This is a genomic window from Streptomyces sp. PTL18, assembly GCF_059510295.1.
Map to the genome: position 1 here is coordinate 106,269 of NZ_JCAJZO010000004.1, position 19,123 is coordinate 125,391.

At 72.3% G+C, this 19,123-nt stretch carries 20 protein-coding genes; 11 read left to right on the top strand and 9 right to left on the bottom strand.

Going from position 1 to position 19,123, the window contains the following annotated elements; all coding sequences use genetic code 11:
• The first annotated feature begins 88 nt into the window (after nt 1–88).
• The gene (locus tag AC5WS8_RS09520) at nt 89–982 is read left to right on the top strand and encodes a polysaccharide deacetylase family protein (RefSeq protein WP_496102876.1); all 894 of its coding nucleotides are present in this window, start codon (nt 89–91) and stop codon (nt 980–982) included.
• Between the two features lie 30 nt (nt 983–1,012).
• Here the strand turns inward: AC5WS8_RS09520 and AC5WS8_RS09525 are convergent, their stop codons facing one another.
• From AC5WS8_RS09525 to AC5WS8_RS09545, 5 genes are all read right to left on the bottom strand, one after another.
• Nucleotides 1,013–1,591, bottom strand: a complete 579-nt coding sequence (locus AC5WS8_RS09525; protein ID WP_496102877.1) for a GTP-binding protein — start codon at nt 1,589–1,591, stop codon at nt 1,013–1,015.
• Nucleotides 1,578–1,934, bottom strand: coding sequence for a DUF742 domain-containing protein (locus AC5WS8_RS09530; RefSeq protein ID WP_496102878.1), 357 nt, complete (start codon nt 1,932–1,934; stop codon nt 1,578–1,580). The genes AC5WS8_RS09525 and AC5WS8_RS09530 overlap by 14 nt, the downstream gene beginning before the upstream one ends.
• 1 nt (nt 1,935) lies before the next feature.
• The gene (locus AC5WS8_RS09535) at nt 1,936–2,361 is read right to left on the bottom strand and encodes a roadblock/LC7 domain-containing protein (RefSeq protein ID WP_496102879.1); all 426 of its coding nucleotides are present in this window, start codon (nt 2,359–2,361) and stop codon (nt 1,936–1,938) included.
• A gap of 11 nt (nt 2,362–2,372) precedes the next feature.
• Nucleotides 2,373–4,727 carry a sensor histidine kinase gene (locus AC5WS8_RS09540; RefSeq protein ID WP_496102880.1) on the bottom strand — a complete coding sequence of 785 codons (2,355 nt, stop codon included), beginning with the start codon at nt 4,725–4,727 and terminating at the stop codon, nt 2,373–2,375.
• A 183-nt stretch (nt 4,728–4,910) separates the two neighbouring features.
• On the bottom strand, nt 4,911–5,921 hold the full coding sequence (locus tag AC5WS8_RS09545; protein WP_496102881.1) for a substrate-binding domain-containing protein: 1,011 nt from the start codon (nt 5,919–5,921) through the stop codon (nt 4,911–4,913).
• 399 nt (nt 5,922–6,320) lie between these two features.
• Here AC5WS8_RS09545 and AC5WS8_RS09550 point away from each other — a divergent pair, with 399 nt between their 5' ends.
• The 4 genes from AC5WS8_RS09550 to AC5WS8_RS09565 all read left to right on the top strand — a co-directional run bounded on the left by AC5WS8_RS09550 (nt 6,321) and on the right by AC5WS8_RS09565 (nt 9,482).
• Entirely contained in the window at nt 6,321–7,649 is a 1,329-nt protein-coding gene (locus tag AC5WS8_RS09550; protein ID WP_496102882.1) for a PP2C family protein-serine/threonine phosphatase, read from the top strand.
• A gap of 104 nt (nt 7,650–7,753) precedes the next feature.
• Nucleotides 7,754–8,833: an MASE1 domain-containing protein gene (locus AC5WS8_RS09555; protein WP_496102883.1), complete on the top strand. Its 1,080-nt coding sequence runs from the start codon at nt 7,754–7,756 to the stop codon at nt 8,831–8,833.
• A 234-nt stretch (nt 8,834–9,067) separates the two neighbouring features.
• Nucleotides 9,068–9,277 carry a hypothetical protein gene (locus tag AC5WS8_RS09560; RefSeq protein WP_496102884.1) on the top strand — a complete coding sequence of 70 codons (210 nt, stop codon included), beginning with the start codon at nt 9,068–9,070 and terminating at the stop codon, nt 9,275–9,277.
• Entirely contained in the window at nt 9,261–9,482 is a 222-nt protein-coding gene (locus AC5WS8_RS09565; RefSeq protein WP_496102885.1) for a hypothetical protein, read from the top strand. The genes AC5WS8_RS09560 and AC5WS8_RS09565 overlap by 17 nt, the downstream gene beginning before the upstream one ends.
• A gap of 45 nt (nt 9,483–9,527) precedes the next feature.
• Here AC5WS8_RS09565 and msrB read toward each other — a convergent pair whose 3' ends face one another.
• From msrB to AC5WS8_RS09585, 4 genes are all read right to left on the bottom strand, one after another.
• Nucleotides 9,528–9,935, bottom strand: coding sequence for a peptide-methionine (R)-S-oxide reductase MsrB (gene msrB, locus AC5WS8_RS09570; protein WP_496102886.1), 408 nt, complete (start codon nt 9,933–9,935; stop codon nt 9,528–9,530).
• A 13-nt stretch (nt 9,936–9,948) separates the two neighbouring features.
• The gene (gene murC, locus AC5WS8_RS09575) at nt 9,949–11,340 is read right to left on the bottom strand and encodes a UDP-N-acetylmuramate--L-alanine ligase (RefSeq protein ID WP_496102887.1); all 1,392 of its coding nucleotides are present in this window, start codon (nt 11,338–11,340) and stop codon (nt 9,949–9,951) included.
• A 76-nt stretch (nt 11,341–11,416) separates the two neighbouring features.
• Nucleotides 11,417–11,890: an indole-3-glycerol phosphate synthase gene (locus AC5WS8_RS09580; protein ID WP_496102888.1), complete on the bottom strand. Its 474-nt coding sequence runs from the start codon at nt 11,888–11,890 to the stop codon at nt 11,417–11,419.
• Nucleotides 11,891–12,106: 216 nt separating this feature from the next.
• Nucleotides 12,107–12,940 carry a pyrimidine reductase family protein gene (locus tag AC5WS8_RS09585; RefSeq protein ID WP_496102889.1) on the bottom strand — a complete coding sequence of 278 codons (834 nt, stop codon included), beginning with the start codon at nt 12,938–12,940 and terminating at the stop codon, nt 12,107–12,109.
• Between the two features lie 37 nt (nt 12,941–12,977).
• Here AC5WS8_RS09585 and zapE point away from each other — a divergent pair, with 37 nt between their 5' ends.
• From zapE to AC5WS8_RS09615, 6 genes are all read left to right on the top strand, one after another.
• On the top strand, nt 12,978–14,075 hold the full coding sequence (zapE, locus tag AC5WS8_RS09590) for a cell division protein ZapE (protein ID WP_496102890.1): 1,098 nt from the start codon (nt 12,978–12,980) through the stop codon (nt 14,073–14,075).
• A 189-nt stretch (nt 14,076–14,264) separates the two neighbouring features.
• A complete protein-coding gene (locus tag AC5WS8_RS09595; RefSeq protein WP_496102891.1) occupies nt 14,265–14,666 on the top strand; it encodes a hypothetical protein in 402 nt (133 codons plus the stop codon).
• Between the two features lie 164 nt (nt 14,667–14,830).
• A complete protein-coding gene (locus AC5WS8_RS09600) occupies nt 14,831–15,412 on the top strand; it encodes a carbonic anhydrase (RefSeq protein WP_496102892.1) in 582 nt (193 codons plus the stop codon).
• Between the two features lie 8 nt (nt 15,413–15,420).
• Nucleotides 15,421–16,905 carry a SulP family inorganic anion transporter gene (locus AC5WS8_RS09605; protein ID WP_496102893.1) on the top strand — a complete coding sequence of 495 codons (1,485 nt, stop codon included), beginning with the start codon at nt 15,421–15,423 and terminating at the stop codon, nt 16,903–16,905.
• A gap of 169 nt (nt 16,906–17,074) precedes the next feature.
• Nucleotides 17,075–18,133, top strand: a complete 1,059-nt coding sequence (locus AC5WS8_RS09610; protein ID WP_496102894.1) for a slipin family protein — start codon at nt 17,075–17,077, stop codon at nt 18,131–18,133.
• A 61-nt stretch (nt 18,134–18,194) separates the two neighbouring features.
• On the top strand, nt 18,195–19,082 hold the full coding sequence (locus AC5WS8_RS09615; RefSeq protein WP_496102895.1) for a PPK2 family polyphosphate kinase: 888 nt from the start codon (nt 18,195–18,197) through the stop codon (nt 19,080–19,082).
• The last annotated feature ends 41 nt before the right edge of the window (nt 19,083–19,123 follow it).

Here is a 19,123-nt window from a genome sequence, read left to right on the forward strand (position 1 = left end):
GTGCCTTTCCGGTCGTGCATCCTCCGCCCCGTACCGTTGCGGTGGCGGCGGCTGCCGTCGCCTGTCTTTCGACCGGGTGGGAGTGTGGATGACGATCGGTCGCCGGGCCGTGCTGGCCGCCGTGGCGTCAGGCGCGCTGGCCGGGTGCGCGGGCCCGAAGAGCGCGACGAGCGGCGGCACGTCCGGCCCGCCCGCGGCGCCCGCACCGAACGCCACGCCGGCGCCGAACGCCACCAAGGACGCCCCGACGTCCACCCCCTCGGCGACGGCACCGGCGGTGACCCGCGCCGGGATCGTGGCCCGCTACGGTCGTGCCGTACCGCACTCATGGGGCTTCGAGGCCCCCGGGGTGGTGCACGCGCTGCCGAAGGGGAAGCGTGAGATCGCGCTGACCTTCGACGCCTGCGGCGGCCCGGGCGGCAGCGGCTACGACCAGGCGCTGATCGACTTCCTGCGCAAGCGGGAGGTACCGGCGACCCTCTTCATCAACTCCCGCTGGATCGACGCCAACCCGGCCCTCTTCCGCCGGCTGGCCGCCGAGCCGCTGTTCGAGATCGCCAACCACGGCACCCGGCACCGACCGCTGTCGGTCACCGGGCGCTCCGCCTACGGCATCCGCGGCACCCGCGACGCCGGGGAGGTGTACGACGAGATCGCCGGCAACCGGACCAGGCTCACCCGGCTGCTGGGCGCCCCGCCGCGCTTCTTCCGGTCCGGCACCGCGTACTGCGACGACGTCGCGGCGCGCATCGTCACCGACCTGGGGGAACGCTTCGCGAGCTTCTCGGTCAACGGCGACGGGGGCGCCACCTTCACCCCCGAGCAGGTGCGCGCCACCGTGGCGTCCGCGCCCGGCGGCTCCATCGTCATCTGCCACATGAACCACCCCGAGGGCGGCACCGCCCGGGGCATCGCCGCCGCCGTACCGGGCCTGCTGGCGAGCGGTCACACCTTCGTCCGTCTGTCGGACGCGCTGGGCTGACGGAGCCTCCGGCCCGCCCCGGAACCCGTGTCACACCACCGAGGCGATCAACTGGTCGATCAGGGCTATGAGGACGTCCCGGCACGACTCGCGCTCCCGCGCGTCGCACAGCAGCACCTGGATGTGCTCGGGCAGCGCCAGAGCCTCCCGTATCTCCTCGGGCGGGTAGGGGTGATGCCCGTGGAAGCCGTTGACGGCGACGACGAAGGGGATGCCGCGGCGTTCGAAGAAGTCGATGGCGGCGAAGCTGGACTCCGGGCGGCGGACGTCGATCAGGACGACGGCGCCGAGGGCGCCGATCGCGAGGTCGTTCCACATGAACCAGAACCGCTGCTGACCGGGCGTGCCGAAGAGGTACAGCACGAGGTCCCGGCCGACCGTGATGCGGCCGAAGTCCAGGGCCACGGTGGTGGCCCGCTTCTCCTCGATGCCGGCGAGGTCGTCGACGTCCAGCCCGGCCGCGGTCAGCGGCTCCTCGGTGCGCAGCGGAACGATCTCGCTGACCGACCCGACCATGGTGGTCTTGCCGACGCCGAACCCCCCGGCGATCAGGATCTTCACCGTGTCGGGGGCCGACGCCGTGCGGGTGGCGGTGTCAGAGCCGGCCAAGGCCGTCCCTCACTTTCTGCAGCAGTTGAAGGTCCGGAGTGCGGGAGACGGGGTGCGGCGGGCGGACGGTGATCCGGCCGGCCTCCAGCAGATCGCACAGCATGATCACGACCACGCTCACCGGCAGATCGAGATGCGCGGCGAGCTCCGCCACGGCGATGGGCTCCGCGCACCGCTTCAGGATGCGCGCCTGCTCGGGCTGCGGCCGGGGCGCCCACACGGGCGGCGGGTCCACCGCCGTCACCGTGGTGATGAGGGTGAAGTCGGCGCGGCTGGGCCGGGTCCGGCCGCCGGTCAGCGTGAACGGCCTGACCAGCCGGCCCGCCGCGTCGCCTCCGCTCACCTCACTCGCCGCTGCGGGAGACGCCGAGGCCGGTCCGCGGTGCCGCACTCAGGTGCTCGCCGATCTTCTTCACCAGCATGTTCATCTGGTACGCCACCACACCCACGTCGGCGCCCGGGCCGGTGAGGACGGCGAGGTGGGCGCCGGGCCCGGCCTGGGTGAGGATCAGATAGCTGTGGGCCATCTCGATGAGCGCCTGACGTACCGGGCCGCCGCGGAAATCCATGCTGACGCCCTTGCTGAGGCTCATCAGGCCGGACGCGGTCGCCGCGAGCCGTTCGGCGTCGTCGCGGACGAATCCGGTGGAGTGGCTGACGACCAGTCCGTCCTCCGAGAGCACCACCGCGTGGGCGACCCCGGCGACCCGGTCCACGAGTGAGGTGAGCAACTGGTCGAGCTGGCTGTGCGTGGCAGGGGATCGTGTCATGTCGGTGTCCTTCACGAGCGGTCGGCGAGCGGTGTGGACGTCGGGGCGGCCTCGGGTGCGTCGGCTGCGGCGGGCTCCGCCCGGTCGTACTGCTCCGGCGCGGCCTCGTCACGCGCCCGCAGGGTGCCGCGCTGGAAGCCCGCGAGGGAGGAGGCGGCGCGTTCCGCGGTGAACTCGGCGAGGCCGCCTCCCTCTTCACCGGGCGCCGCCTCCTCGAGCAGCTCGGCGGCCAGACTGGTCTGGGGCACCCGGCGCGGCAGCGGGGGAAGTCCCTCTGCGCTCCCGGCTCCGTGGGTGTGCCCCGCGCCCTCCTTCCGGGTGGGCGTGGCAGGACGCCGGACGCCTGCCGTGGGAGCGGCGTCGGGGGTGCGGGCCGGGCGGGTAGGCCCAGGCTCCCGTACGGGCTCTGTGTCGGGCGCCCCGGAGGAGCCGGGGGCCTCGCGCACCACGATGTCGTACGGGACGAGCACGATCGCCGTGGTCCCGCCGTACGGCGAGGGGCGCAGCGTCACGGCGATGCCGTGCCGGTTGGCGAGCCGGGCGATCACGAACATGCCGAGCCTGAGGTCGTCGGCCAGGGCCACCACGTCGAACTGCGGGGCCACTGCCAACTGGGCGTTGAGCTGGCCGTAGTCCTCCTCGGACAGGCCCAGTCCGCGGTCCTCGATCTCGATGGCGAGGCCCTTGGCGACCAGCGCGGCCCGCACCTGGACGGGGCTCGGGGCGGGCGAGTACACGGTCGCGTTGTCGATGAGTTCGGCCAGCAGGTGGATGAGGTCGGCAACCGCGGGCGGGGACACGTACACGTCCTCGTCGGTGTGCACCTCCACCCGCTGGTACTCGGCGACCTCGCCGACGGCGCTGCGCACGATGTCGATCAGCGCGACCGGCTCGGTCCAGCTGCGCCGGGGCTGTTCGCCGCTGATGATGACGAGGTTCTCCTCGTAGCGGCGCAACTGGCTTGCGGTGGAGTCCAGTTCGTACAACCCCTTGAGTACGTCGGGGTCCTGGTGCTGTCGCTCCAGCGCGTCCAGCTTGCTGAGCTGGAGGTTGACCAGGTTCTGGCTCTGCCGGGCGATGCCGAGGATCACCTTCTGGAAACCGCGCCGGGTCTCGGCGAGTTCGACGGCGGTGTGGACGGCGGTGCGCTGCGCGGTGTTGAACGCCTGGGCCACCTGGCCGAGTTCGTCGCGCCCGTAGTCGAGCGGCGGCGTCGCGGACTCCACGTCGACCTTCTCGCCCCGCTCCAGGCGGGCCACCACGTCGGGCAGCCGCTCCTCGGCCAGTGAGAGCGTGGCGAGCCTGAGGCCGCGCAGCCGGCCGGACAGGGAGCGGGTGATCCGCCAGGACATGCCGACGCACAGCAGGAGGGCGGCGAGTCCGCCCGCGCTCAGCGATCCGGCCTTGAGCAGCAGGCCGTCTGCCGTGTCGGCACTGCGGTCGAGCAGCTGCGCCGTCTGCTGCCGGATCAGCGCCGTGTACTGGTCGGCGAGCGTGTTCATCGCGGTGCTCCACCGCTGCCGGACGTCGGGCAGGACCACCCCGCGCGCGCCGGACGTCGCCCGGGCCGCGAGCACCTGGTCCTCGACGCTGTGCAGGGTCGCCCACTCGGGCGACTGCAGGATCCGTTCGGCCTGTGTCTTCATGCTGCCCCTCAGCGCGGGCACGATCTGGTCCTGGACCAGCCAGCGGCGGGCGTGGACCAGCTGCATGAACTGCTCCCACGACGCGTCGTCCATGCGTCGCGACGGCCAGGCCAGACTGAGTTCCGCGTCCTCCTGGGAGGCCAGCTCCGCGGCGTTCTCCAACGCGACCAGCGGGCCGGCCTGCGAGGTGAGGTCGCCGTCGTCGACCTGGGACAGCTCCTGGAAGGCCTGGATCTGCCGGCCGATGATCGCGGTGTACTGGTCCAGCGCCTGCTGCGCGGTGATGTCCGTGGGACGGTCCACCTGGTCGCGGTAGTACTCCAGGCTGCCCACCGACGCGACGACGGAGTACATCGGGTCCTTGATACGGGAGGGCGCCCGTTTGATGGCGTCGGCCTGCCCGGTGAGCTGCGCCACCGCCGCGTCCGTCGCCCTGCGCCGGGCGTCCAGGGCGGCCCGGGAGCCGTGCGGGGAGGCCAGCCATGCCGCGGACAGTTGCCGCTCCCGCTGCAGGGCGAGCGCCGCCTCGGTACCCATGGCGCCGGTGGAGCGGCTCAGCCCCGTCTGCGCGCGCAACCGCAGCCCCTCCGAGAACATCTGGGTCGTGGTCACACCCCAGACGGCGGCGAGCGTGACGCTGGGTACCAGCGCGAGAAGGATCAGGGAGAGGCGTATGGAGCCGAGACGGCGCCGGATGGGTGTCGGTGTCCGTCGAGACATCGTGGTCCTAGAGCGGTCCGTGGGATACGGGAAATCCGTGGGATACAGGGAAAGGGGGACGGACGCGTGGGGTGAGCGCGTGTCCGGTGCGACACAGGGGTGCGCAGGATGTTATCGGTCCGTGTGACCTGGCGCACCGACAGCGACGGATCGTTTTGGCGCTTCTTGGCCGGAGGTGCCCGCTCAGCGGGTGCCGCCCGCCGCGAACTTCGCCACCGTGGTGATGTTCGCCTTGGTCACGAAGGCGGGACCGGTGAGCACCGGGGCGGTGCCGCCGCCGCTGACATTGCCGTTGGTCTTGTACAGCCACAGCGAGTCAACGGCGAGGTAGCCCTGCAGATACGGCTGTTGGTCCACGGCGAACTGCACGTCCCCGTTCTGCACGGCCTTGACCAGGTCGGTGTTGAGGTCGAAGGTGGCGACGCGTGCCCTGCTGCCCGCCTGCTGCACCGCCGTGACCGCGGCGAGCGCGAACTGCGCGCCCAGTGTGACCACCGCGTCGATGGTCGGGTCCTGCCGCAACTGGGCGGCGACAGCGCCGGTCACGGCGTTCATGTCAGTGCCGTCCACGTAGAGCAGGTCGGTCCGGCCGCCGAACGCCTTCTTCACCCCGGCGCAGCGCGCCTCCAGGGCGACGTTGCCGCGCTCGTGGATGACGCACAGGGCGTGCGTGGCGTGGAGGTCGTTCAGCTTGCCGCCGACGGCGCGGCCCGCGACGCTCTCGTCCTGGCCGAAGTACTCCAGAACGCCTTCCGAACGCCAGGCGTCGATCCCGGAGTTGAGCCCGACGACCGGTATGCCCGCCGCCCTGGCGTCGGCGATCGGCCCCTTCATCGCCTCCGGCTTGGCCAGCGTCAGCGCGATGCCGTCGACCCGGTCCTTGACCGCGTCGCGCACCAACTCGGCCTGTCCCGCCGGGTCCGGGTCGTCCGCGTACGTCAACTCGGCGCCGTCCTTGGCCGCGGCCGCCTCGGCGCCCTTGCGCACCAGCTCCCAGAAGGCGTCGTCCTTGGCTCCGTGGGTGACCAGGGCGACCTTGAGCCGGCCGGGGCCGGAGGCCTTCGCGGCGGAGTCGGCGGCGGAGCCGCCGAGACCGGAGCAGCCGGCCAGCAGCAGGCCGACGGCGACGGCGACGGTCAGGGCGGTGCCGAACGGGGTTCTGCGGGACCGGTGCGGAGTGTGAGGGGTCTTCATGGGGTGCGGCACCTCGCTGTGCAGCCGAGCCGGTGGACGGTGGTCGTACGGGTAGGGCGGACGGGAGCCGGGGCATACCGGCTCGGTGGCTCGCGCTGAGCCGGAGCCAATCGCGGGTGACCGCCCGTGGTCAAGTGAACGACCCCGGGTAGTCGGTTGTTGCTGCCGCATTGTGATGATCTCCGCGCTGCCGGGTCCCGGACACGTGCGCCCGGCAGATCACGGCCGGCGGCACCTCCGGGGACGGGCCTTCCCGGCGAGACCGACGACATGTAGCTTTTGGCGTGATATGAGCGATTCGCACCATCGCGTCGTGCCATGGTGTCGTCCTGTTCGATCACGTTCCTGCCAGGAGGCCGGGGTGTACCGTCCGCGTGAGTGGCCGCAGGGGCGTCCGTGATGACCGGACCGAGGCGGCGACCCCGGCAGCCGGGCCCCCGTGACCCGCGATTGCGGCTGCACGACGAGCTGGTCCGGATCGACGACCAGTTGCGGGCCCTGGTCGCCGCCATGGACCGGCTGCAGGGGCTGCTGGACGCCGTGGTGGCCATCAGCCGGGAGATGGAACTGCCCGGTGTGCTGAACCGCATCGTGACCACCGCCATGGACCTGGTGGGCGCCCGCTACGGGGCGCTGGGAGTGCTCGACGAGTCCGGTCGGTCCCTGAGGGAGTTCATCACCGCCGGCCTGTCCGAGCAGGAGTACACCGACCTGGCCGGGACCGGCCTGCCCGAGGGCGGGGGCGTCCTCGGGCACCTGATCAGCCACCCCGAGCCCCTGCGGGTCGACGACATCCCCGCGCACCCGTCCTCCATCGGCTTTCCGACGGGCCACCCGCTCCTGCGCACCCTTCTCGGCGTGGCCATCAGCGTGCGCGGCGAGATCTACGGCGACCTCTACCTGTCCGAGCGGCGCGACGGGCGGCCCTTCGACGTCCACGACGAGAACATCGTCGTCGCCCTGGCCGGCGCTGCCGGCATCGCGATCGAGAACGTCCGTCTGTTCGAGCAGGTGCGCACCGCGTCCGAGCAGTTCCAGCGGCTTCTGCTGCCGGCCCTGCCCGATCTGCGTCCGTTCGACACCGCCGCGATCTACCGGCCCGCCGCCGAGCCGAGCCGGCTCGGCGGCGACTGGTACGACGCCATCCTGCTGCCCGACGACGCGGTGGCGGTCGTCATCGGCGACGTGGTGGGCCACGATCTCCAGGCCGCTGCCGCCATGGCCTCCACCCGCAACATGCTGCGCGCCCTGCTCTTCGACCGGTGCACTCCGCCGAGCGCGATCCTCGCCCGGCTCGACCGCACCCTGCAGGGCATCACCGACGCCCCCGTCACCACCACGAGCCTGGCCCGCATCGAACCCGACGGGCCGGGGTGGCGGCTGCACTGGAGCACCGCGGGCCATGTACCGCCCCTGGTGATCGCCCCCGGCCGTAAGGCGGAGTACCTGTTCGCCGAGCCCGGACTGCCCCTCGGGGTCGACACCGGACAGGCCCGCCCCGACCACATCCGCCCACTGCCCCCGGGCAGCACCGTGGTCCTCTTCACCGACGGTCTGGTCGAACACCCCCACCGCCCCATCGACGAGTGTCTGGACGAGCTCTCCGCTCTCGCCACCGCCCATGCCGGCCTGCCCCTGGAGGACTTCGTCCGGACGCTCGCCGACCACCGCCCCAGCGACGGCCACGACGACATGGCCATCCTCGCCCTGCGCATCCCGCCCGTCTGAGGAACACCCCGAGCAGCGGACCGCTTCACTGCGTGCCCCCTTGGTGGATCGCGCGCCACCGGCGGACGATGGACTACGGGGCCGAGCCGATGGGGAGGCACCCGATGTCCGTCGCGCGGCATGAGAGGCTCCGGCGCGGTGCGGTGACCGCCCTGGAGATCTGCGCCATCGCCGCGCTGTACTACGTCTCGGGCAGACTCGGGTTGCTCCAGCAACTGGTACGCGGTCAGGTCACCCCGCTGTGGCCGCCGACCGGGATCGCGCTTGCCGCGCTGCTGCTCCTCGGGCCCCGGACGTGGCCGGGGATCACCCTGGGCGCGTTTGCGGTCAACATCTCTCTCGGCCCGTCGGTTCCCGCCGTGCTCACGATCTCGGCCGGGAACACGCTCGCGCCGCTGTGCTCGTACGCGCTTCTGCGCCGCGCCGGGTTCCGTACCGAGATGGACCGGCTGCGGGACGCGCTGGCGCTGGTCTTCCTCGGCGCCTTCACCGGCATGCTCCTCAGCGCGACGGTGGGCAGCTGCACTCTGCTGATCGCCGGTGCGCTGTCCGCCGGCGCCTTCTGGCCGTCGTGGTCGGTGTGGTGGACCGGCGACGCGATGGGGGTGCTGCTGGTCACGCCGGTCCTGCTGGTGCTGCGCTCCGCGCGCCGGCCGCAGGACGTGCCGCGGCACCGGTGGGGGGAGGGAGTGCTGCTGACGGCGGCCACCGCCGGCGTCGGGTTCCTCGAGGTCAGTCGCGTACCGCTGCTCTTCATCGCCCTGCCGTTGCTGGTCTGGGCGGCCTTCCGCTTCCAGCGGGCGGGAGCCGCGCCCTGCGCGCTGGCCGTGTCGACGTTCGCCATCCTCGCCGCGGCCCGGAAGACGGGGCCGTTCGCCGGCCACGACCTGCTGGCGAACATGATCACGCTACAGGCGTTCAACGGCTCGGTCGCTCTCACCGCCCTGCTGCTCGGCGCGAAGATCAGCGAGCACAGACAGGACCGGAAAGAGATCGAACAGGCGTGCCGTCAGCTCGCCGACATGGTGGCGAGGATCGCTCCGGAGGAGGCCGAGGAGGCGACGAGCCTCGAGGGCGAGGAGGACGGGGACGGGGACGGGGATCGCCCCCGCGACCACCGCGGTCCACCGGCGGCCGAATCGTGGACGCGGGACCGGTGGGGCCACCGCCCTCGCCCTCCTTGACGAAGGATCCGGCCGGCCGCCGTCCGGAATGCCGTGCGGCCGGCGTGTCGGAGACGACGGGCACGAACCGCTTCCCGCTCGAGGAGGACCTCGTCCTGGACGCCCCGACCCCGCCGTGGACAGCCCCGCCCGGGCCGTGCGCCGACGGGTGACGGGCGAGTCCGCCCGTCACGCGCTGCACCGGGCCCACGTCGCCGGGCCGGGCGGCGAGGCCCCGAGGTCGTCGCCCGGCTGGTGCACGGCTGCGCCCGGCTGCGGGCCCGCGGGCGCGAGATCGACGAGCAGCGCGAGCAGGCGCTCGCCGCCGCTCTCGCCACCGCCACGGGCGCCGGCGGCGACGACCTCGCGCCCCGCCCGGCCACGGCCCAGCCGGCCGCCGCGCACCGGGTGGTCTTCCGTCCGGTTCGCCGCCTGGAACGCGACGCCCGTGCCCGGTCGCGGTGAGCCTCTGGGCGGTGGCCGCGGCGAAACCTTCCCGCGTGCCGGTCCGTGGGGCCCACAGCCCTACGACCTCGCGGCCGGCCGGTCCCGGGGGCTGGCTGCCCGGACCCCCGCCGACCAGGTCGACGGCGCCGCCGCCGAGGCCGCCCGCGAAGGCCTTCGGCACGCGGAGCCGGCACTCGGCGCCTACGCGGTGCGCAGGGACTGAGCTGCCGTCGGCCGGCGACAGGCACCGCTCCGTCGACCGCTGCGGTCAGCCCTCGTCGGGGACCAGGCGCAGGGAGATGGAGTTGATGCAGTACCGCTGGTCCGTGGGCGTCGGGTAACCCTCCCCCTCGAACACGTGCCCGAGATGGGAGCCGCACCTGGTGCACCGCACCTCCGTCCGCACCATCCCGTGCGAGCGGTCCTCGATGAGTTCCACCGCGTCGCTGTCCTTCGGGTCGTAGAAGGACGGCCAGCCGCAGTGGGACTCGAACTTCGTGTCCGAGGTGAAGAGTTCGGCGCCGCAGGCGCGGCAGGAGTACACGCCCTTGGTCTTGCTGTTCGTGTACTCACCGGTGAAGGCGGGCTCCGTGCCGGCCTGGCGCAGGACGGCGTACTCCGCCGGGGTCAGCTCCTCGCGCCACTGCTCGTCCGGCTTCTCGACGTCGTACGACATGAAGACCAACCCCTTAGCTCTGTGCGAGACGGTCCAGGATCCGCGGGCCGAGGTCCGTGACGTCGCCCGCTCCCATGGTGAGAACGAGATCGCCCGGCTTCGCCATTCCCGCGACCACCGCGGGGACCTCCGCCCTGTCGTGGACGGCCTGCACGTCCGCGCCCGCCGCCCGCGCCGCCTCGATGATCAGCTCGCTGGTCACGCCCGGGATCGGGTCCTCGCGGGCCGGGTAGATGTCCAGGACCACGGAGGCGTCCGCGAGCGCCAGTGCCCGGCCCATCTCCTTGCCCAGTTCCTGGGTGCGGGAGAACAGGTGGGGCTGGAAGACCACGAGGATGCGGGACCCGCCGACCGCGGCCCGCATCGCCTCCAGGTCCGCCGTCATCTCCGTGGGGTGGTGCGCGTAGGAGTCGACGACCTGGACACCGGCCCGCTCGCCCTTGAGCTGCAGACGTCGCTTCACACCCGTGTACGCGGCCAGGGCCGGGGCCAGCTCCGCCGCCGGGATGCCGAGCGCCACGCCCGCCGTCAGGGCCGCGACCGCGTTCGCCGCGTAGTGGCGGCCGGGGACGGAGACCGCGAAGGTCAGCTCCGAGCCGTCCAGGTCCACCGTGACCCGGCTCTTCAGGCCCTGCGGGACGATCGAGAGGATGCGTACGTCGGCGTCCGGCGCCTCGCCGTACGTCACCGTCCGCACCGAACCGGCCAGCCGCCGCGTCAGTTCGCGCGCACCCTCGTGGTCCGCCGAGATCACCAGCGTGCCACCGGGGACGATCCGGCCCGCGAAGGTCTGGAAGGACTCGTGGATCTCCTCCATGGACGCGTAGTTCGCGTGGTGGTCCAGTTCGACGTTGAGGACGATGGCGACCTCGGGGGCGTACTTGTGGAAGCTGCGGTCCGATTCGTCCGCCTCCGCCACGAAGATGTCGCCCTCGCCGTGCAGCGCGTTCGAGCCGGGGGCGTCCAGGTCTCCGCCGATGGCGTACGACGGCTTCAGGCCCAGCTCGGTCAGGGACACCGCCAGCATCGACGTGGTCGTCGTCTTGCCGTGGGTGCCCGCGACCGCGATCGGGCGCAGGTCCTCCATCAGGGCCGCCAGGGCGTCGGAGCGGTGGACCACCGGGATGCCCAGCTCGGCCGCGCGCGCCAGCTCGGGGTTGTCCTCACGGATCGCCGAGGAGACGACGACACAGCTCGCGTCGTCGGCGAGGTGCCCGGCCGCGTGGCCGATGTGCACCGTCACGCCCAGCGCGCGCAGGGCCTCGGCGGTCGGCGAGTCCTTGGCGTCGCTGCCCGCCACCCTGGCGCCGCGCTGCGCCAGGATCTTCGCGATGCCCGACATTCCGGCGCCGCCGATGCCGATGAAGTGCGGTCGGTCCATGGCGGTGGGGAGGCCGGGTGCCATGCGTGTCTCCTGGGTGCGGGTACGGCGGACGTTCAGCGACACACCCTAGTGCGTCGCACGGGAGTCCCGGCGCCGCTCAGGCCTTGCTGTGGGAGAACAGCTTCAGCACCGGCACCCCCACCTTGTGCCGCGCCCTGGAGGCCCAGTCGCGGTGGAAGAACTCCTCCACGTAGTGCGGGTCGGTCAGCACGATCACCTCGTCCGCGCCGACCTCGTCGACCAGATCCTTGAGCGCGTCCAGCGGGTGGTCCTCGATCAGACGCCCCTGGGCCGCGCTGCCCGCCGCGTGCAGCGCGGCCAGCGACACCTCCAGGGCCTGCCGGCCCAGCTCGACGGCGTCCTTGCCCTCCGGTGTCTCCCGTTCGTGCGCCGCCTCGTCCAGCTCGCCCAGGGCGATGTCGTCGATGGCCCGCAGCAGGCGGTCCGCCTGGTCCCCGCGGGGCTGCAACAGGACGTGGAAGGAGACCGGCTCGTCACCGTGCAACGTGGTGACGAACTCCACGTCGGCGGACGTGAGGGCCTTTTCGATCATCAATACGCTCGTGAACACGACAGGCGCCCTTCTCCTCCATGGACCGCGGACCTATCCCGGTGGGCCGTCACGACCCTTGCGGAAACCATCCTGCCCCGGCACCGGCACGGGATCCGCGAGAACTAGTGTGCCCACCGAACACTGAACGGAACGGGTGATTCCTCACCGTCGGCGCACACCACCGGCTCCCGTGCGAAAACGTCCCATACCGCCGTGCCGCTACCGCCGTGCCGCTCAGGTCCGGCGGTACCGCGTGAACAGGAACCCCTCCTCCTCCAGCAACGACGCCAGCGCGAAGCGCTTGGGCACCGTGAGCGAGGGGCCCCCGGCGATCCGCTGCGCATCGCCCGCCGTGAGCATGGGGGAGACGGTCAGGCACAGCTCGTCCAGCACCCCGGAGACGATCAGCTGGCCCAGCAGACGCGGCCCGCCCTCGGTGAGCAGCCGGGTCATGCCGAGGTCCGCGAGGGCCCGGACGGCGCGGACGGGGTCCACGCCCATGCCGTCCCCGGCGATCACCACCCTGGCGCCCGCCTTCTCGGCCGCCGCCACCCGGTCCGGTGCCGCCGCGGCCCCGGTGAGCACCAGCGTGGGCACCAGGGCCGAGGTGAACAGCGGCCAGGAGAAGTCCAGCTCCAGGCTGGAGCTGACCACGGCGATCGCGGGCACCGGGGTCTGCCCGGCCGCCTGGCGCATCGCCGCGAGGGCCGCACGCTCGCGGGCCGGGCGGTACCCCTCCTGCCGTACCGTTTCCGCGCCCACGACCACCACGTCCGCGAGCCCCCGCAGCGTGCCGAAGATCCGCATGTCGGCGGCGCTGGAGATCGGCTGGGAGCGCCCCTCGTGCTGGGCGGCACCGTCCAGGGTGGAGACCATGTTGGCGCGCAGCCAGGGCTGCCGGCCGCCGGGCGGGGGCTCCGGATAGGCGTACGCCGCGGCGAGCTCCTCCAGCGACCACTCGCGGTCGACGCCGCCCGCCCTGCCGGCGCCCGGCACCTCGCCGGTGTGCGGGGCCGGAGCACCCGGCCGGGCCGCTGTTTCGTCGGTCACAGGGAACAGGCGTCGCATGTCGTGCAGTGTGGCATGACACGTACAGTGGGGAAGCGTGTCGTCCTCCACCGCCGCCTCCCGGACCGAACCGATAGCCGACGCGGCCCCGCTGTCGCTGTGCGCCCGCGAGCCGCACGTCCCCGCCGACCGGCTCGTCGCCGAGATGGTGCCGCCGCCGCGCTTCGACTCGGTCCGCTTCTCCACGTACATCCCGGACCCGGACCAGCCCAGCCAGAGCGAGGCCGTCCGGGTCCTCGAGGACTTCGCGACCGGGCTCGGCGGGGAGCGGGCCACCGGGAAGCGGGGGTTCCTCGGGTTCGGCAGGAGCAAGGCACCGAAAACGCCCGCAGGCCCCCGCGGCGTCTACCTCGACGGCGGCTACGGCGTCGGCAAGACCCACCTGCTCGCCTCCCTGTGGCACGCCACCCCGGCCGACCCCTCGCTCAAGGCCTTCGGCACGTTCGTGGAGCTGACCAACCTGGTCGGCGCGCTCGGCTTCCAGCAGGCCGTGCAGACGCTGTCGGGCCACCGCCTGCTGTGCATCGACGAGTTCGAGCTGGACGACCCCGGTGACACCGTCCTCGTCTCCACCCTGCTCGGCAAGCTCGTCGAGGCCGGCGTGGCGCTCGCCGCCACCTCCAACACCCTGCCGGGCAGGCTCGGCGAGGGCCGCTTCGCCGCGGCCGACTTCCTGCGCGAGATCCAGGGCCTCGCGGCCCACTTCCGCACGCTGCGCATCGACGGCGAGGACTACCGCCACCGCGGACTGCCCGAGGCGCCGGCGCCGTACACCGACGCGCAGGTGACGAAGGCGGCGTACACCACCGCGGGCGCCTCGCTCGACGCCTTCCCGGAGTTGCTCGAGCACCTGGCGCGCGTGCACCCCAGCCGGTACGGCGCGCTGACCGACGGAGTGAGGGCGGTGTGCCTGACGGACGTCCGGCCGGTGCCCGACCAGTCGACGGCGCTGCGGCTCGTGGTGCTCGCGGACCGGCTCTACGACCGCGAGGTGCCGGTGCTCGCCTCCGGGCTGCCGTTCGACCAGCTGTTCGGCGAGGAGATGCTGAAGGGCGGCTACCGCAAGAAGTACTTCCGTGCCATCTCCCGCCTCACCGCACTCGCACGCGACGCCGGGAGCCTCGTCCAGCGGTAGCACCACTGGCCCGTTCACGCGTAGCAGGCCCGAACGGGCGTGCGTCAGCGACGACTTCAAGCCATGCCCACCTCGGTTTTTGGGCTTTCCTTTACCTGAAACGTGCAGTTGACCCTGCAAAGGTGGTTGCCGGGTTAACGTGTTCGCGAGACACGCTCTGAAAAGACGCGGGCAAGGGGAAGGAGGCGCATGGTACGCGGTGCGACGGTCCGGTTCGTGCTCACGATCCTCTCCGCCGTCCTGCTCGCCCTGCAGCTCTTCGCGCCCACCGCGTCCTTCACCGCCTCCGCGCACCAGGTCCACATGAGGGCCGCCGACGCCCCGGAGGCGGTCACCGCAAAGCGCGCCGACGAGACGGACGAGGTCGTCACCTGCGGCGGCCACGAACACCCGGCCGGCCCCACCGGCCCGCTGCGCACCCGCGTCCGGCACCGCGCGGCGCCGGACCCCGCTCCGGAGCCCCCCGCTCTCGTGCCGCCGGCCCACGACGCCGCGGCCGTGCGGCCACCGGCCGCCTCTCCCGCCGCGCTGCACATATCCAGATCCTCGACCACTCACGCTCCCGCGGCACTCCAGGTGTTCCGCTGCTGAGCCCTTCACCCGGTACGGGCTGACATCGACCTCCCCCACCCCGCCACATCGGCTCACCCCGCCACATCGGCGGAGCACGCCGACGTGGGTCGTGTCGCCGTACCCGCATATGCCACGTTTCATACACCGACGCGCCATCCAGGGCGCGCCAGGAGGAACTGACAATGCAGCCCCTCATCGACAACGCCCGTGCGCACGGTCAGCGCCCGGAGGAGTTCGCCCGGCTGGCCGAGGGCCAGTCCCCGCAGGTGTTGTTCATCACCTGCTCCGACTCCCGCGTCGTGCCCGCGCTGATCACCGGAGCCCGGCCCGGTGAACTGTTCGAACTGCGCACCGCGGGCAACATCGTGCCCCCGTACGTCTCCGAACACCCCACCAGCGAGGCGGCCACCGTCGAATACGCCGTGGAGGTCCTCGGCGTCCAGGACATCGTGGTCTGCGGGCACTCCCACTGCGGAGCCGTCGGCGCGCTCGTGCGCGGTGACGACCTGACCGCCGTGCCGGCCGTGCGGGACTGGCTCGCGCACGCCGCGCCCGAGCCGCGCTCGTCCGCCACGGACGACCCGACGGTCGCGGAGGCCGTGCAGAACCACGTGCTGGCGCAGTTGCTGCGCCTGCGCTCCTACCCGTGCATCGAGCAGCGCCTGAAGGCGGATCGACTGCGCCTGCACGGCTGGTACTACGAGGTCCACACCGGATCGGTGCACGAACACCGCACCGACACCGACACGTTCCGGGCTCTGTGAGCGGCGCCATGACCAAGTTTCCTCATCTCAAGCAGGACTTCGCCGCCTCGCTCGTGGTCTTCCTGGTCGCGCTCCCGCTGTGCGTGGGCGTGGCCGTCGCCTCCGGCGTCCCCGCCGAACTGGGGCTCGTCACCGGCATCGTGGGCGGCATCATCACCGGACTGATGCCCGGCAGCAGCCTGCAGGTGTCCGGTCCCGCCGCGGGTCTGACCGTGCTGGTCTTCGAGGCCGTCGGCGAGTTCGGGCTGCCGGCGCTCGGTGTGACCGTGCTGGCCGCCGGACTGCTCCAGCTCGCCATGGGCGCCCTGAAGCTCGGCCGCTGGTTCCGGGCGATCTCCATATCCGTCGTCGAGGGCATGCTCTGCGGCATCGGGCTGGTGATCATCGCCGGACAGGTCTACGCGGCGGCCGGCCTGAAGGCCCCGGCCTCCGGCATCGACAAGATCGCGGGACTGCCGGGTGCCCTCGTGGACGCTCTCGGCAGCACCACGGCGCTCACCTCGCTCGCCATCGGCGCCGGCACCATCGCCGTGGTCGTGCTGTGGAAGAAGCTTCCGAGGAAGGCGCGGGCCGTGCCGGGCGCCCTCGCGGCGGTGCTGCTGGCCACGCTGACCTCGCTCGCCTTCTCCCTGCCCGTCGCCACAGTGCAGGTGGAGGGCCTGCTCGGCGTGATCCAGCCGCCCGGCTCCGACGCCTTCGGCCGGCTCGCCGACCCGGTCCTCTACGGCACCGTCGTGGCCTTCACCCTGATCGCCTCGGCGGAGAGCCTGTTCAGCGCTGCGGCGGTGGACCGGCTGCACGAGGGCCCACGCACGCAGTACGACAAGGAACTGATGGCCCAGGGCGCGGGCAACGCGGTGTGCGGTCTGCTCGGCGCGCTGCCGATGACCGCGGTGATCGTGCGCAGCTCCGCCAACGTCCACGCGGGCGCGAAGACCAAGGCGTCACGCGTCCTGCACGGCGTGTGGCTGCTGCTGTTCGCGGCGCTGCTGCCGTTCGCCCTGGCACTGATCCCGCTGCCCGCCCTCGCCGGCGTCCTCGTGCACGCGGGCTGGAAGCTGATCCCGTTCCGGCAGATCGCCTCCCTGTGGCGGACGCACCGGGGCGAGGCGCTGATCCTCGTGGTCACCGCCGTCGCGATCGTCGCGGTGAACATGTTCGAGGGCGTGCTGATCGGTCTGGCCCTGTCCGTCGTCAAGACCGCCTGGGAGGCCTCCAAGGCCAAGCTGGAGGTCGTCGACAAGGGCGCCGGACCCATCCAGGTGCACCTGTCGGGCAATGCGACGTTCCTGCGGCTGCCGAAGATCCTCGACAGCCTGGAGGCGCTCCCGCAGGACCGCCCGGTCGAGCTGGACCTGTCCGGGCTGCACCACCTGGACCACGCCTGCCGTACGGCCCTGGAGAACTGGGCGGAGCGGCACAGCGCGGCCGGGACGGAGCCCGTGCGGATGACGTCCGGCGCGGAGCCGCTGCAGATGGCGTCCGGCACCTGACGAGGCGGGGCCGCCCGCCCCACCGTCCCTGGGCCCGCCGGTGGCGCACCGGCGGGCCTCGCCCTCGACGGCCTTCGCCGCCGTCCCTCGCCGTCCCTCGCCTGACGGGCTCCGGCGGAACTATCGTGGCAAGTGCACACATACCGGTCCTCTCGATCAGGGGGTCGTCATGCTCCAGGAGCTGGTGGATGCCCTGGTGGGGGTCGGAGTCGCGGGGCTCGTGGGCCTCGCGTCGGCGGCACGGGTCGTCAAGCAGTACGAGCGCGGAGTGGTCTTTCGCTTCGGACGGCTCCTCGGGGCGCCCAGGCCGCCGGGTTTCACACTGATCATTCCCATGGCGGACCGGCTGCAGAAGGTCAACATGCAGATCGTGACGCTGCCGATCCCCGGACAGGAGGGCATCACCCGGGACAACGTGACCGTGCGCGTGGACGCCGTCGTCTACTTCAAGGTGGTCGATCCGGCGAACGCGCTGATCCAGGTCGAGGACTACCGCTTCGCGGTGTCGCAGATGGCGCAGACCTCGCTCCGCTCGATCATCGGCAAGAGCGACCTGGACGACCTGCTGTCGAACCGGGAGAAGCTCAACCAGGGACTGGAACTGATGATCGACAGTCCCGCCGTGGGGTGGGGCGTGCAGATCGACCGGGTCGAGATCAAGGACGTGTCGCTGCCGGACGCGATGAAGCGGTCGATGGCCCGGCAGGCCGAGGCCGACCGTGAGCGCCGGGCACGCATCATCAACGCCGACGCGGAGCTCCAGGCGTCCAGGAAGCTGGCGGAGGCCGCCGGAGTGATGTCCGACCAGCCCGCCGCGCTCCAGCTGCGGCTGCTGCAGACGGTGGTGGCGGTGGCGGCCGAGAAGAACTCGACGCTGGTACTGCCGTTCCCGGTGGAGCTGCTCAGGTTCCTGGAACGGGCGGCCCAGCAGCACGAGGGGCAGCCGGCGGCCGACGGCGCCCGCGCCCCCTCGCCGACGGCCGCACAGGCGCCGCCGGCGGTCACGGCCGGGCAGGCGGCACCGGACGACGCCACGGCAGCCAGGCCGCCTCGGGCCGAGGTTTCTCCCCCGCCGACCAGCGAGCCCGCGCCCGACCTCCCGGAGGAGGCGACCCGCGACCTCCCGGAGGAGGCGACCCGCGACCTCCCGGAGGAGGCGACGCGCGACCTTCCGGAGGAGGCGACCCGCACGCTGTCCTCCGAGAACTCCGTGACGCCTCCGTTGTAGGGCCCGGATGCGTGCGACTGTAGAGCCCGGATGCGTGCGACCGTCCACCAAAGGGTGCGCCATGGCGAAGAAGCGCGACGAGGTCCCGCTGCGTGAACTGCTCCGCCTCCCCGTCGGCGAACCCGTCGACCTGACGGTCCACGACGCCGGCGCGACGCCCGGCGGGCCCCGCGGCAAGGCCGCCGGACTCACGGCCACCGCCCGGACCGGCAAGGACCTGGCCGCCCTGCAGGAACGGCTGTGGGCCGCCGCGACCGCCGGGGACCGCCGCCGGATCCTGCTGGTGCTCCAGGGCATGGACACCAGCGGCAAGGGCGGCACGGTCAAGCACGTCATCGGCCTGCTGAACCCGGCGGGCTGCCGCATCCGCGCCTTCAAGGAGCCGACACCGGAGGAACAGCGGCACGACTTCCTCTGGCGTGTGGTCAGGGCGCTCCCACTCCCCGGCGAGATCGGCATCTTCGACCGCTCGCAGTACGAGGACGTGCTGATCGCCAAGGTCCGCTCGCTGGCCCCGTACGAGGAGATCGACAGCCGCTACGGCCGGATCAACGGCTTCGAGACGTCCCTGACGGACGACGGGGTGACGATCGTGAAGTGCTTCCTGCACATCTCCTACGAGGAACAGCGGCGCCGCCTGCTCAAACGCCTCGACACACCGCGCAAGCGGTGGAAGTTCGACCCCGGCGACCTCGACGCACGGGCCCTGTGGCCGGCCTACCAGCGGGCGTACGAGACGGCTCTGAGCCGCTGCGCCACACCGGCCGCGCCCTGGTACCTGATCCCGGCCGACCACAAGTGGTACCGCAACTGGGCCGTCAGCAGGCTCCTGCTGGAACACCTGCGCGACCTGGATCCCCAGTACCCGGCGGCGGACTACGACGTGGACAGGTGCCGTGAACTCCTCGCGGAGGGCGCGGTGCGGCCGAGGCTGCGACCGGGAGGGTGACACGACGCACCACTACGGCCGAGGCGATCGGAAAAATCCAC

Bases quoted from the DNA above. Each gene is read 5' to 3' on its own strand.
- AC5WS8_RS09520 (WP_496102876.1), top strand. From the start codon at position 89: ATGACGATCGGTCGCCGGGCCGTGCTGGCCGCCGTGGCGTCAGGCGCG.
- AC5WS8_RS09535 (WP_496102879.1), bottom strand. From the start codon at position 2,361: ATGACACGATCCCCTGCCACGCACAGCCAGCTCGACCAGTTGCTCACC.
- AC5WS8_RS09540 (WP_496102880.1), bottom strand. From the start codon at position 4,727: ATGTCTCGACGGACACCGACACCCATCCGGCGCCGTCTCGGCTCCATA.
- AC5WS8_RS09545 (WP_496102881.1), bottom strand. From the start codon at position 5,921: ATGAAGACCCCTCACACTCCGCACCGGTCCCGCAGAACCCCGTTCGGC.
- AC5WS8_RS09550 (WP_496102882.1), top strand. From the start codon at position 6,321: ATGACCGGACCGAGGCGGCGACCCCGGCAGCCGGGCCCCCGTGACCCG.
- AC5WS8_RS09555 (WP_496102883.1), top strand. From the start codon at position 7,754: ATGTCCGTCGCGCGGCATGAGAGGCTCCGGCGCGGTGCGGTGACCGCC.
- msrB (WP_496102886.1), bottom strand. From the start codon at position 9,935: ATGTCGTACGACGTCGAGAAGCCGGACGAGCAGTGGCGCGAGGAGCTG.
- murC (WP_496102887.1), bottom strand. From the start codon at position 11,340: ATGGCACCCGGCCTCCCCACCGCCATGGACCGACCGCACTTCATCGGC.
- AC5WS8_RS09585 (WP_496102889.1), bottom strand. From the start codon at position 12,940: ATGCGACGCCTGTTCCCTGTGACCGACGAAACAGCGGCCCGGCCGGGT.
- AC5WS8_RS09595 (WP_496102891.1), top strand. From the start codon at position 14,265: ATGGTACGCGGTGCGACGGTCCGGTTCGTGCTCACGATCCTCTCCGCC.
- AC5WS8_RS09600 (WP_496102892.1), top strand. From the start codon at position 14,831: ATGCAGCCCCTCATCGACAACGCCCGTGCGCACGGTCAGCGCCCGGAG.
- AC5WS8_RS09605 (WP_496102893.1), top strand. From the start codon at position 15,421: ATGACCAAGTTTCCTCATCTCAAGCAGGACTTCGCCGCCTCGCTCGTG.
- AC5WS8_RS09610 (WP_496102894.1), top strand. From the start codon at position 17,075: ATGCTCCAGGAGCTGGTGGATGCCCTGGTGGGGGTCGGAGTCGCGGGG.
- AC5WS8_RS09615 (WP_496102895.1), top strand. From the start codon at position 18,195: ATGGCGAAGAAGCGCGACGAGGTCCCGCTGCGTGAACTGCTCCGCCTC.